The following is a 12,504-nucleotide window of genomic DNA, read 5'->3' as shown; positions in this document are numbered from 1 at the left end:
GATGACAGACTTACAGGCGCTACCTATCTGAAGTCGGTCACTCTGCTACCATATCGCGCAATCGCCCCCTGCCGTGACGACGCCCGCCCATGCCCGATGCATCCCGCCCCGCTCCCTCGCCTGAATTGATCGCCCTGTTCGCAACGGTGCGCCAGCATTTTCACGAGGTGATCGTGCCCATGTGGCAAGGCCCGGGCTGGAATGCCGAGCTGGCACTGCCCTACGAATCCCTCGATGCCACCCACACGCCGCTGCCGCCCCAGCGCTATCGGGCGATGGCCTGTGCGCGGCAGCTGTATGTGTTCGCCAGCCTGATCGGCGAAGTCACAGAGGCCGAAGAACGGGCCGCGGCGCTGTTCCGCTCGTTGCAACGGCATTTCCACGATGCCGAGCACGGTGGCTGGTTCTACAGCATCGACCCGCAAGGCGCACCGCTGGACAGCGGCAAGGACCTCTACACCCACGCCTTCATCCTGTTCGCCTGCGCCCATTACTGGGGCAAGGTTCGCGAGCCGTTGGTGGAATCGGTGCTCAATGCGGCCCTGGAAGTCATTGCCCGGCGTTTTGCCACGGGCGACGGTCTCTACGAAGCCAGCCTCAAGCGCGATTGGTCAACGCTCGGATCCGGCCCGTTGCAGAACCCGCTGATGCATTTGGCCGAAGCCTTCCTCGCCACGCTCTCGGTCCGCGAAGACGCCAACGTTCGCCAGGCATTGCTGAGCCTGTGTGACGGGATGTTCAAACGCTTCACTGAGCCGAAGCAAGGCGTGATGATGGAGAAGCCGCTCAAGGCTGTGGATAACTGGTTTGAGCCGGGACACCAGTTCGAATGGTATTTCCTGCTGGCCTCATCGCCCCTGCTGCAGGGCGGCAAATTGCACGCCGCCCTAGAGCGAAGCTTTGGCTATACCGAGCAACAAGGCGTGAACCCACAGTCCGGCGCGGTGTGCGCCATGCTGGGCCCGGCGCCGGATGCTGTCGCCCGCGACGCTACCCAGCGCATCTGGGCCCAGGCCGAGTACCTGCGCGCCCTCACCTTACGCCCGGGAAGTCAGGACGCGTTGCTGCGTCAATTGAAGGCCCTGCAACAGCATTTCCTTCACGCCAAGGGCTGGAACGAATGCCTGGACGCCGACGGCCTCGTCAGCCGCCGAGACATGCCCTCGACCACCCCGTATCACCTGATGACCTGCTATCGCGGGTTGGCCGATTACCTGGGCTGAGGCTGTTTGTGGCGAGGGGATTTAGCGAAACGTCGCACCGCCCCGCTGGGTTGCGAAGCAGCCCCAAAGCACCCACCTCAATCTACCTGACACCGAGTCGGCTGATTTCAGGGCTGCTTCGCAGCCCAACGGGGATAAATCCCCTCGCCACAGGGGATTGCCTTCAGGTCTTGTTACGCTCAATGGCAAATCCGGCCCAGGTCTGGCTCACCGGCATCAATTCCAGGCTGTTGATGTTGATGTGCGCCGGTGTGTTGAGCACCCAGTAAATAGTCTCGGCGATGTCCTGCGGCTGGATCGGCTCGGCCCCGGCGTAGGTCGCGTTGTAGCGCTCCTGGTCGCCACCGAAGCGCACCAGTGAGAACTCGCTCTCACACAGGCCCGGCTCGATGTTGCTGACCCGTACACCGGTCCCCTGCAGGTCGCAGCGCAGGTTCAGCGAGAACTGTTTGACGAACGCCTTGCTCGCGCCATACACGTGGCTACCCGGGTACGGGTAGTTACCGGCAATGGAACCGAGGTTGATGATCCCAGCGCCGCGGCCATGGGCAATCAGCCGCGGCAGCAGCAGGCGCGTGCTGTAGAGCAGTCCCTTGACGTTGGTGTCGACCATGGTGTCCCAGTCATCGAGGTCGCACTTGGGCGCCGGATCGACCCCCAGGGCCAATCCGGCGTTGTTGATCAAGCCGCGCAACTTGGCAAAAGACGGTGGCAGGTTGGCGATGGCCTCCTCCATGGCCTTGCGATCACGCACATCCAATACCAGGCCATGGACTTCGGTCTGTTTCGACAGCTCGGCGCACAGGGCATCGAGGCGCTCTTCGCGGCGACCGGTCAGCACCAGCTTCCAGCCGGCCTCGGCAAAACGACGGGCACAGGCTTCGCCAAAACCGGACGTCGCCCCGGTGATAAACAGGGTATTGGACATCATGTTCTCCTTGATTGGGCTTGAGGCAGCCATTGAATGGGGTCGGACCACAGCATGCCCGGCCCGACCGCGAGCGGCAACTGCCCACCGTGGATGTTGACCCAGGCCAGGCTGGTCATAAAACGATCAAACGCCTTCAGCCCTTGCAGGATAAGGGCTGCAGCCTGTTGCCCGCACCTTATCCACAGCCACGTCCACAGTAATCGGGGGCAAGTCAAAACGTCGCAGGCCGCTGTGCATAAGGCTTTGCGGGGATGTATGGAAACTTTTTTCCCTTGACCCTGCATGTGAGGTTGTGCAGATCGGATTCTCTGCTATAAGCCGAAGCAATAGAGGCGATGGCGCGAAGCCAGCAACTACGGCCCTCAGAGCGGTCTTTCCAGAGTTTAGTCACAGACTTATCCACAGGCTTGCCCACCGATTTACCAGCCTGCACCAACCCTCAGAAAAGGGTTGACAACCCACGCCCATGCCCACCAAAAAACGCCTGATCAGAAAATGATCACACCCCTGCAAGCCAAGTATCCAAAGGCTTCCAGCCAGATACTCCCACGTTACCCACAGCCGGCTCCACAGCAAACGGGGACAAGTCAAAACTGTGACAAAACAACTATTTGCGGCGACTTTATGTCGCGGTTTGATAAGGGCTGGGGATTGTTGTCCACAATTCACTGCTGCACACAAAATCCCATGTGGGAGCGAGCCTGCTCGCGATAGCGGTGCATCAGGTATCGAAATATCACTGATCTACCGCGATCGCGAGCAGGCTCGCTCCCACATGGGTTCGGTGGTGTTCTGAAGGGATAAAAAAACCGGCGATCACTCGCCGGTTTTTTTCATTGCAGCATACGCGTCAGTGTCCGCCCAGATACGCGTTGCGCACCTCTTCGTTGGCGAGCAGCTCCTTGCCGGTGCCGGTCAGGCGGATTTCGCCGTTGACCATCACATAGGCCCGGTCCGACAGCCTGAGGGCGTGGTTGGCGTTCTGCTCCACCAGGAAGATGGTCATCCCGGTGGATGCCAGTTCTCGCAGGGTGGAAAAGATCTGTTTCACCACGATCGGCGCCAGCCCCAGGCTCGGTTCATCGAGCAGCAACAACTTCGGCCGGCTCATCAATGCCCGGGCAATGGCGAGCATCTGCTGCTCACCACCGGACATGGTCATGGCCCGCTGGTTGCGCCGCTCCTTGAGCCGCGGGAACAGCTCGAACATGCGCTGCATGTCTTCGCTGGCATGCTTGTCACCGATGGGGATGGTGCCCATCAGCAGGTTTTCCTCGACGGTCATGTCGGGGAACACCCGCCGCCCTTCCGGCGACTGGGCAATGCCGTTGGACGCGATGTAGTGGGACGACTTGTGGGTGATATCCACCCCCTGATAGATGATCTGCCCGCTCGCTGCACGCGGCTGACCGAAGATCGACATCAGCAACGTGGATTTGCCGGCACCGTTGGAGCCGATCAGGCTGACGGTTTCGCCTTCCTCAATGTGCATCGAGACTTTCTTCAGGGCCTGGATCGGCCCGTAGAACACGTCCAGTTCCTTGAGTTCGAGGATAGGTCCACTCATACCAGTTCCTCTTCATCGGCACCCAGGTAGGCCGCGATCACCTTCGGATCGTTGCGAATCGCCTCCGGACCGCCCTCGGCGATCACGTTGCCGTGGTCCAGCACCACGATGTGGTCGGAAATGCTCATTACCATGCCCATGTCGTGTTCGATCAGCACCACGGTCAGATCGTGCTCGTCGCGCAGCAGCCGGATCATCGCGCTCAGCGCTTCGGTTTCCTGAGGGTTGAGGCCGGCGGCCGGTTCGTCGAGGCAGATGACCTGCGGACGGGTGCACATGGCCCGGGCAATTTCCAGGCGTCGCTGCTGACCGTAGGAAAGCTCACCCGCCAGGCGGTTGGCGCAATCCACCAGGTCCACGACTTCGAGCCAGTAGAAGGCGTGATCCAACGCGTCGCTTTCAGCCTTGCGATAACCCTTGGTATTGAGGATGCCGGCCACCAGGCTGCGGTTGACCCACATGTGCTGGGCCACCAGCAGGTTTTCCAGCACCGACATTTCCCGGAACAGGCGAATGTTCTGGAAGGTACGGGCCAGGCCGGCGCGGTTCACCAGGTGGGTCCCGCCGAACATCTTGTAGTACAGCCGGCTGGCGAAGGATTTCGGCGAGACGAAGTCCGTGGGGCGAAAGGCTTCGCCCAACAGTTTGATGACGTTGGTCCGCTCACCGCGCACGTTGAGCTCGATCTTGCCGCCCGAGGCCTTGTAGAAACCGGTCAGGCAGTTGAACACCGTGGTCTTGCCCGCACCGTTGGGGCCGATCAGGGCGAAGATCGAGTTGCGCTTGACCTGCAGACTGACGTCGCTGAGGGCCTTGATGCCACCAAACTGCATCATCAGGTTTTCGACTGAGAGTACGACTTCGCTCATGGCGCTACTCCTTTACGCGGCGTCACACCGGTACGGCTGATGCGGATCAGGCCGCGAGGTCGCCAGATCATCATCAACACCATCAGTACGCCGAACAGCAGCACGCGGTATTCGGAGAAGCTGCGCAGCAGTTCCGGCGCCACGGTGAGCACGAATGCCGCGATCACCACGCCCACTGTCGAACCCATGCCGCCCAGGACCACGATCGCCAGGATCAGCGCCGACTCGAAGAAGGTGAACGACGACGGATTGACGAAACCCTGGTAACTGGCGAAGAACACCCCGGCCAGGCCGGCCGTGGAAGCGCCAAGGGTGAACGCCGAGAGCTTGACCAGCACGTGGTTCAGGCCCATGGAACGACAGGCGATCTCGTCTTCGCGCAGGGCTTCCCAGGCACGCCCGACCGGCATGCGGGTCAGGCGATGCTTGATGTAGAGCACCAGCAGCACAACGATGAACAGCACGATGTAGATGAACAGGAATTTCAGGTTGGGGTTGTAATCGATGCCGAAGAACTCATGGAACGGCACGCCACCGTCCTTCGCCCTTCGACCGAACTCCAGGCCGAAAAAGGTCGGCGACGGCACCGGCATACCGTTCGGACCGCCAGTGAACGACAGCCAGTTATTGAGCACCAGCCGGATGATTTCACCGAAGCCCAGGGTCACGATTGCCAGGTAGTCACCGTGCATTCGCAACACGGGGAAACCCAATATGCATCCCGCCATCGCCGCCGCGATTGCCGCCAGCGGCAGCACGGTCCAGAAACCCAGCCCCAGGTATTGATAACCCAGCGCCAGGCCATAGGCGCCGATGGCGTAGAACGCCACGTAACCCAGGTCGAGCAGCCCGGCGAGGCCGACCACAATGTTCAGACCCAGCCCCAGCAGTACATAGATCAACCCGAGGATGACCACGGTGAGCACGTATTTGTTGGCAAAGATCGGAAACACGATGGCAATCACGATCAGCGCCGGGATGATCCAGCGCAGGCGCGACTTGTAGTCCGGTGGCAGGACGTGCACGCCGGAACCGGGACTTTCGAAGCCCTGGAGCACCTTCAGGCCCTTGGACGTTTGCAGGAACAGGCTCAAGGCAAAACGCCCGACCATTACGATCGCCACCAGCCAGCCGACGCGGGCCGGTTGCAGGTTGAAGCTGTAGCCGTCGAGCACCACGCCGACAATCGGCCCGAACACGATCAGCGAGATCAGGCCCGCCAGGATCGCGTCGACGGCGCTCTGTTTGATATCAATCGGTTTATTGGCAGCAGACATTACTTATACCTTCGCCACGAGTGGGCGACCCAACAGGCCTTGGGGACGGAAAATCAGGATCATCACCAGCAGCGAGAAACTGAACACGTCTTTGTAGTCGGAGTTGATCAGACCGGAAAACAGCGACTCGGAGATCCCGAGGATGATCCCGCCGAGCATCGCCCCAGGCAGGGAGCCGATGCCACCGAGGACCGCTGCGGTGAACGCCTTGATGCCGATGATGAAGCCGGCATAAAAGTCGAACGTGCCGTAGTTCATGGTGATCAGCACACCGGCCAGGGCCGCCATGGCCGCGCCGATGATGAACACGTAGGAAATCACCCGGTCGGTGTTGATCCCGAGGATCGAGGCCATCTTGCGATCCTGCTGGGTGGCACGGCACATGCGCCCCAGCTTGGTGTACTTGATGATGTAGGTCAGCAAGGCCATCCCGGCGAATGCGGCAACCAGGATGAAGATCTTGGTATAGGTGAGCTGGACGAAACCGGTGCCGATGTCGACGCGCATGGCGCCTTCAAGCAGTGTCGGCACGCCTTGTTGGCGGGCGCCCTGGCTGATCTGTGCATAGTTCTGCAGGATCAGCGAAATGCCGATGGCACTGATCAGCGGTGCCAGACGGGTGGAGTTGCGCAGCGGTTTGTAGGCGACGCGTTCGATGACCCAGCCATATACCCCGGTGACCACGACCGTGAACACGAGGGTGCCGAGGATCATAAGCGGAAAGGATTCAATACCGAAGTAAGCCAGCAGAGCCAGACTGATTGCCGCGAGGTACGCGGAGATCATGTAAACCTCGCCGTGGGCGAAGTTGATCATGCCGATGATGCCGTAGACCATTGTGTAGCCGATGGCGATCAGACCATAGACCGACCCGAGGGTCAGGCCGTTGATCAGTTGCTGCAGGAAAATACCATCCATAACGCAATCTCACGGATTTGAAAGACTGCACGCACACCGCAGCGACGGACCGGGGTTCAGCCGCCGAGGCTACACGGTGGGCGCACAGCTTTCGGGAGAAAAAGGCAGGTACTGCATGGACGTGATGAACTGCCCGGCACCCATGGCGCCAGGCAGATCAACCGCTCATGTCACTTTTGTTTTTCCAGCTGATGGTACTTGCCGTCCTTGTCCCACTGGTAGACCACGTAGTCGGAGATCTTCAGGTCGCCCTTCTTGTCCCACTCCTTCTTGCCCATCACTGTCTGCACCGTGTTGGCCTTGAGCCACTCGGCCGCGGCGTCGGTCTTGTTCGACTTGGCACCGTTGAAAGCGGCGGCCAGGGTCTGGACGGAAGCGTAGGCATACAGGGTGTAGCCTTCCGGCTCGGTGCCCTTGGCGCGGAACGCGTCTACCACGGACTTGCTGTCCGGCAGCAGGCGTGGGTCGGCACCGAAGGTCATGTACACGCCATCGACGTATTGCGCGCCGCCAGCGGTGGTCACCAGTTCGTCGGTCACGATGCCGTCGTCGGACATGAACTTCACGTCCTTGAGGCCTTGCTCACGCAATTGGCGAACCAGTGGGCCGGCTTCCGGGTGCAGGCCGCCGAAGTAGACCACGTCGGCACCAGCAGCGCGGATCTTGGTGACCACGGCGCTGAAGTCTTTCTCGCCACGGGTCAGGCCTTCGTACAGCACCGGCGTCACGCCGCGCTTGCTCAACTGTGCCTTGGTGGCATCCGCCAGACCCTGGCCGTAGGTGTCCTTGTCATGCAGCACCACGACTTTCTTGCCCTTGAGCACGTCGACGATGTAGTCGCCGGCGACGATGCCCTGCTGGTCGTCACGACCGCACATGCGGAACATCGCATTCAGGCCGCGCTCGGTCACAGCCGGGTTGGTGGAACCTGGGGTGATGGCCATGATATCGGCGTCACCGTAGACCTCGGAGGCCGGGATGGTCGAGGAGGAGCAGAAGTGACCGACCACGGCGTTCACCTTGTCCTGGTCGACGAAACGGTTGGCCACGGCCACCGCCTGCTTCGGCTCGCAAGCGTCGTCACCCTTCACCAGCACGATCTTCTCGCCGTTCACACCGCCCTTGGCGTTGATTTCGTCCGCTGCCGCCTGCGCCCCTTTCATGTACTGCTCGCCAAATGCTGCGTTGGCGCCAGTCATGGGACCCGCTACACCGATCTTGAAGTCTGCATGGGCAAACGCGGAAACACCCATTGCCGCGGTAACGGCGAGGGCCAGAAAGCCTTTCTTGTAAAACGTCTGGGACATGAGGTGGTGCTCCAAGGTTTTTTTTTAGTTGGCACTGCGACTTCACTGAAAAGCTCAGAGCAAGGGCCGTGCCATCGGTTTTTTATTCTGAAAAAAGTCGCTGCTTTATTGTTATTTCGACTGTTTCGGACCCTTTTTCACAGGGCGTGCAACCGTCTAAACCGCGCAAGGTGCAACCTGTCGCTTAAATGAGTACAACCTTCCATGAGCCATCATTGCAACCATCGCACGAAACGGCGTGCAACCAGCCTGTAACAACCTGCGTCACCGAACTGCACACTGCCGGTGCGCAACTGCTACAACCCGCACCATAACAGGCTAGACGCTGTGCCGGAAAAAACCGGTTCCGGCAACAATTTTCAACACTCAAATGACGATCCGCAGGCACTGGCCCGCGTGATACAGCGAGAACCCAGCCTCATACAGACAACTGCGCACACCCGCCCCGGTCACCGGCTGCATCGGCGCAAAGGGGATCGGTAACGCTTTCGCGTCGCCATGGCACAGGTAATCGGCAAAGGCCTTGCCCACCACCGTTCCGGTGGTCACGCCCCGCCCGTTGTAACCGGTAACCGCCACCAATCCGGGTGCCGGCTCGAACAGGCGCATCAGATGGTCGGGGGTGAAAGCGATACAGCCGGTCCAGGTCGACTCCCACTCCACCGACTTGAGGTAGGGGAAGTAGTGCTGCTGTACCCGATCCGCCCAGGCCTTGAGGAACCAGGTGGGCTTGCGGTTGCCATTACCCAGGCTGCCCAGCAACAGGCGCCCGTCCTTGTCGCGGCGGATGCTGCTCAATACCTGGCGGGTATCCCACGATCCCTGGCCGCCCGGCAAGATGCGTTGCGCCGCCTCGCCGGTCAACGGGACGGACGCCACCTGGTAGTAATAACCGGGGAAGAAATTGCGCCGCAGTTCGGTCCATTCGCCTTCGGTGTAGGCATTGGAGGCGATCACCACCTGCTCGGCCAGTACCGAACCCTGGGCCGTCTGTACCGACCAGCGCTGGCCCTGGCGCTCCAGGCGTGTCACGGGGGAGTGGTCAAACATCTGAGCACCCAGGTCCGAGGCAGCCTTGGCCAGCCCACTGACATAAGCCATTGGGTTGAGCGTGCCGGCGCGCCGATCCAACAAGGCCGCGGCGATTTTCGGTGTGCCGGTGGCTTCGATGCAGGCCTGGCCGGTGAGCAGTTCCACCGGCGCGCCACGGCGCTTCCACTGTGCTTCGCGACTGCGCAGGTCCGCCTCGCCCCGGGCGTTATGGGCCATGTGCAGCGTGCCTTCGCGGCGCAACTGGCAATCGATGTTGTATTTGTCGACAAGGCTGAACACCAGTGCCGGCGCGGCCCCCAGCATGCGGTTGAGCTGGCTGCCGACGGCTTCGCCGAAGCCGGCCTCGATCTCGTCCGGTGGGATCCACAGGCCAGCGTTCACCAGCCCGACATTGCGCCCCGAGCCGCCATGCCCGGTCCGATGAGCCTCCAGCACCGCGACGCGCTTGCCTTGTTCCAGCAAATGCACCGCCGCCGACAACCCGGTGAAGCCTGCACCAATCACACAGACATCCACCGTGACCTCACCGCTGAGCGCAGTGTTTTCAGGCCTTTGCGGCGTCAGTTTTTCCCACAGACATTCTTCGCGTAACGGCATTGCCAGACTCCAACCAGAAACCCAACAAACACTTAGTTAGATGTGGGAGCGAGCCTGCTCGCGATAGCGGGGGTCAGTCGACGCAGATGCCAGCTGAACCATTGCCATCGCGAGCAGGCCCGCTCCCACAGTGGATCTTCATGAAAGAAAGACCCGGCTCACCCGACCTCAGTCGAACGTAATCCCCTGGGCCAATGGCAACTCCAGCGAGTAGTTCACGGTGTTGGTCTGGCGACGCATGTAGGCGCGCCACGAGTCGGAGCCGGATTCGCGACCGCCGCCGGTTTCTTTCTCGCCACCGAAGGCGCCGCCGATTTCCGCGCCGCTCGGGCCGATGTTGACGTTGGCAATGCCGCAATCGCTGCCCACCGCGGACATGAACTGCTCGGCTTCACGCACGTCGGTGGTGAAGATGCAGGACGACAGGCCTTGTGGCACGGCGTTGTTCAAGTGCAGGGCTTCGGCGAAGTCCTTGTAGCCGACCACGTACAGGATCGGCGCGAAGGTTTCGTGGCGGACCACGTCGCTCTGCTCCGGCATCTCGACGATGGCCGGGGACACGTAATAGGCATTCGGGAACTGGTCTTCGAGCTGGCGCTTGCCGCCGAATACCCGTCCGCCTTCGCTCAAGGCCTGCTCCAGAGCGTCCTGCATGTTGTCGAAGCTGTGCTTGTCGATCAGTGGCCCAACCAGGTTGCCTTCCAGCGGATGGCCAATGCGCACTTTCGAATAGGCCGCCTTGAGGCGGGTGACGATTTCTTCTTTCACCGACTCATGGGCAATCAGGCGGCGCAGGGTGGTGCAACGCTGGCCGGCGGTGCCGACGGCGCTGAACAGGATGGCGCGCACGGCCATGTCCAGGTCGGCACTCGGCGCCAGGATCATGGCGTTGTTGCCACCCAGTTCGAGGATGCTGCGAGCAAAACGCGCCGCGACTTTCGGCGCCACTTCGCGGCCCATGCGGGTGCTGCCGGTGGCGCTGATCAACGCCACGCGCGGGTCATCCACCAGCGCTTCACCGGCATCGCGACCGCCGATGATCAGTTGGCACAGGTACTCAGGCGCATCGCTGAAATTCTTCAAGGCCCGCTCGAACAGCGCCTGGCACGCCAGGGCGGTGAGCGGGGTCTTTTCCGAAGGTTTCCAGATCACCGAGTCGCCGCACACCAGGGCCAGCGTGGTGTTCCAGGCCCAGACCGCGACGGGGAAGTTGAACGCACTGATCACCCCGACCACACCCAGCGGATGCCAGGATTCACGCATGTGGTGACCCGGACGCTCGGAGGCGATGGTCAGGCCGTACAGTTGACGGGACAGGCCGACGGCGAAATCGCAGATGTCGATCATCTCCTGCACTTCACCCAAGCCTTCCTGGGTAATCTTGCCGGCTTCCCAGGACACCAGCTCGCCGAGATCGGCCTTGTATTCGCGCAACAGGTCGCCAAACTGACGCACCAGCTCGCCGCGACGCGGGGCCGGGACCTGGCGCCACAGATCGAAGGCATGTTGAGCGCGGCTGACCTGCTGCTCGACTTCGGCCGCGCCTTCCCAGTTCACGGCGCCGATGCGACTGCCATCAATGGGCGAATGCACCGGCTGTGTGCCGTTCTGGTACAGGGCCGGGCTCACACCCAGACGATCAAGCAATGCAGCAACCATGGTTAATTCCTCAAGCGAAAGACAAAGGATCGGCAGCCGGACGAACACGGCTGATCAGGACTGTAGTTGTAGCTGGCCCGCGTCTTGCCAACAAACGACCTTTAAGCGAGATATCATTCCGTTTATTCATGCTGCCCATGAACGGCTACATCGAGCAACCGCAAATAGGCCCCACCATGCTCAACAAACGCTACCTACCATCGATTACGGCATTGCAATGTTTCGAAGCGGTGACCCGTCACTTGAGCTTCACCCGTGCCGCCGAGGAGCTGCACCTGACCCAGAGCGCCGTCAGCAAGCAGGTCGCGCAGCTCGAGGAGCTCTTGCAGCACCTGCTGTTCCGCCGCGTGCGCCGTCGCTTGCAACTGACGCCGGCTGGCGACCTGTACCTGGGGGAGGTTCGGAAAATCCTCACCCAGGTGGAAATGTCCACCCACTACCTGCGCTCCTATGGCGGCGACACCGAAGTCCTGCGCGTGTCCACACCGCCGACCTTCGGCGCCCGCTGGCTGGTGCCGCGGCTCAAAGGCTGGCGCCTGCGGCATCCGAAGATTCATCTGGACCTGTGCAGCGAACAGGAGCCCGACGATTTGCTGCAAGGACGCAGCGACATGGCCTTCTACTTCGGCCAGGGCTCACGACCCGGCACCGAATCCCTGGAGCTGTTTGGCGAAGAATTGGTGCCCGTCTGCGCGCCGGGCTGCTTGCCGGATACGCCCTTCACCGACCCGACGCAATTGGCCGACCTGGTGTTGTTGCAGAACGCGTCACGCCCCCAGGCCTGGCATGACTGGTTCGCCGACCAGGGTTATCACACCGAACACAGCTACCACGGGCCGCGCTTCGAAACGTTCTACATGTGCATCCGCGCTGCCCAGGTCGGCTGCGGCGTCGCCCTGCTGCCGCGTTTTCTGGTGGAGGAAGAACTGGCAGACGGCAAACTGATCATCCCGTGGCAGCATGCGATGCCCAGCATCAATGCCTATTACATGGCCTATCCCGAGCACTCGGCAGAGGTGCCCAAGGTGAAACTGTTTGTGGAGTGGATGCTAGAGCAGATGGCTAACCCTGATGCACCACAGTAGGAGCTACCGGCACAAAGC

The 12,504-nt window shown here is 61.3% G+C and carries 10 protein-coding genes; 2 read left to right on the top strand and 8 right to left on the bottom strand.

Translation table 11 applies throughout. The annotated features are described in order from the left end of the window. Positions 1 to 89: 89 nt before the first annotated feature. Positions 90 to 1,223, top strand: coding sequence for an AGE family epimerase/isomerase (locus tag LOY67_RS02890; RefSeq protein WP_265065863.1), 1,134 nt, complete (start codon positions 90 to 92; stop codon positions 1,221 to 1,223). 163 nt (positions 1,224 to 1,386) lie between these two features. Here the strand turns inward: LOY67_RS02890 and LOY67_RS02885 are convergent, their stop codons facing one another. From LOY67_RS02885 to LOY67_RS02850, 8 genes are all read right to left on the bottom strand, one after another. Further along, entirely contained in the window at positions 1,387 to 2,151 is a 765-nt protein-coding gene (locus tag LOY67_RS02885) for an SDR family oxidoreductase (protein WP_265065862.1), read from the bottom strand. An 853-nt stretch (positions 2,152 to 3,004) separates the two neighbouring features. Continuing rightward, a complete protein-coding gene (locus LOY67_RS02880; protein WP_265065861.1) occupies positions 3,005 to 3,721 on the bottom strand; it encodes an ABC transporter ATP-binding protein in 717 nt (238 codons plus the stop codon). After that, positions 3,718 to 4,590 carry an ABC transporter ATP-binding protein gene (locus tag LOY67_RS02875; RefSeq protein ID WP_265065860.1) on the bottom strand — a complete coding sequence of 291 codons (873 nt, stop codon included), beginning with the start codon at positions 4,588 to 4,590 and terminating at the stop codon, positions 3,718 to 3,720. Before LOY67_RS02875 ends, LOY67_RS02880 begins: the two co-directional genes overlap by 4 nt. Beyond that, positions 4,587 to 5,867: a high-affinity branched-chain amino acid ABC transporter permease LivM gene (gene livM, locus LOY67_RS02870; protein WP_265065859.1), complete on the bottom strand. Its 1,281-nt coding sequence runs from the start codon at positions 5,865 to 5,867 to the stop codon at positions 4,587 to 4,589. Before livM ends, LOY67_RS02875 begins: the two co-directional genes overlap by 4 nt. 3 nt (positions 5,868 to 5,870) lie before the next feature. Continuing rightward, positions 5,871 to 6,785 (bottom strand): ABC transporter permease subunit, encoded by a 915-nt coding sequence (locus LOY67_RS02865; RefSeq protein ID WP_024779191.1) that lies wholly within the window; start codon positions 6,783 to 6,785, stop codon positions 5,871 to 5,873. A 170-nt stretch (positions 6,786 to 6,955) separates the two neighbouring features. Next, positions 6,956 to 8,092, bottom strand: coding sequence for an ABC transporter substrate-binding protein (locus tag LOY67_RS02860; RefSeq protein WP_265065858.1), 1,137 nt, complete (start codon positions 8,090 to 8,092; stop codon positions 6,956 to 6,958). A 366-nt stretch (positions 8,093 to 8,458) separates the two neighbouring features. Further along, entirely contained in the window at positions 8,459 to 9,742 is a 1,284-nt protein-coding gene (locus LOY67_RS02855) for an NAD(P)/FAD-dependent oxidoreductase (protein ID WP_265065857.1), read from the bottom strand. A gap of 168 nt (positions 9,743 to 9,910) precedes the next feature. Beyond that, the gene (locus tag LOY67_RS02850; protein ID WP_320110004.1) at positions 9,911 to 11,401 is read right to left on the bottom strand and encodes an aldehyde dehydrogenase family protein; all 1,491 of its coding nucleotides are present in this window, start codon (positions 11,399 to 11,401) and stop codon (positions 9,911 to 9,913) included. A gap of 176 nt (positions 11,402 to 11,577) precedes the next feature. Between LOY67_RS02850 and LOY67_RS02845 the strand changes: the two genes are divergently transcribed. Then, positions 11,578 to 12,486, top strand: a complete 909-nt coding sequence (locus LOY67_RS02845) for a LysR family transcriptional regulator (RefSeq protein WP_265067685.1) — start codon at positions 11,578 to 11,580, stop codon at positions 12,484 to 12,486. Positions 12,487 to 12,504 lie beyond the last annotated feature (18 nt).

The sequence above is a fragment of the Pseudomonas sp. B21-056 genome, assembly GCF_026016325.1.
GTDB lineage: Bacteria > Pseudomonadota > Gammaproteobacteria > Pseudomonadales > Pseudomonadaceae > Aquipseudomonas.
The sequence above is the reverse complement of the archived record's forward strand: the minus strand, read 5'-3'. Positions and strand labels throughout refer to the sequence as shown.

What these genes read in the sequence shown, in the direction of transcription:
- LOY67_RS02890 (WP_265065863.1), top strand. Translation starts at nt 90, where the DNA reads ATGCCCGATGCATCCCGCCCCGCTCCCTCGCCTGAATTGATCGCCCTG.
- LOY67_RS02885 (WP_265065862.1), bottom strand. Translation starts at nt 2,151, where the DNA reads ATGTCCAATACCCTGTTTATCACCGGGGCGACGTCCGGTTTTGGCGAA.
- LOY67_RS02880 (WP_265065861.1), bottom strand. Translation starts at nt 3,721, where the DNA reads ATGAGTGGACCTATCCTCGAACTCAAGGAACTGGACGTGTTCTACGGG.
- LOY67_RS02875 (WP_265065860.1), bottom strand. Translation starts at nt 4,590, where the DNA reads ATGAGCGAAGTCGTACTCTCAGTCGAAAACCTGATGATGCAGTTTGGT.
- livM (WP_265065859.1), bottom strand. Translation starts at nt 5,867, where the DNA reads ATGTCTGCTGCCAATAAACCGATTGATATCAAACAGAGCGCCGTCGAC.
- LOY67_RS02865 (WP_024779191.1), bottom strand. Translation starts at nt 6,785, where the DNA reads ATGGATGGTATTTTCCTGCAGCAACTGATCAACGGCCTGACCCTCGGG.
- LOY67_RS02860 (WP_265065858.1), bottom strand. Translation starts at nt 8,092, where the DNA reads ATGTCCCAGACGTTTTACAAGAAAGGCTTTCTGGCCCTCGCCGTTACC.
- LOY67_RS02855 (WP_265065857.1), bottom strand. Translation starts at nt 9,742, where the DNA reads ATGCCGTTACGCGAAGAATGTCTGTGGGAAAAACTGACGCCGCAAAGG.
- LOY67_RS02850 (WP_320110004.1), bottom strand. Translation starts at nt 11,401, where the DNA reads ATGGTTGCTGCATTGCTTGATCGTCTGGGTGTGAGCCCGGCCCTGTAC.
- LOY67_RS02845 (WP_265067685.1), top strand. Translation starts at nt 11,578, where the DNA reads ATGCTCAACAAACGCTACCTACCATCGATTACGGCATTGCAATGTTTC.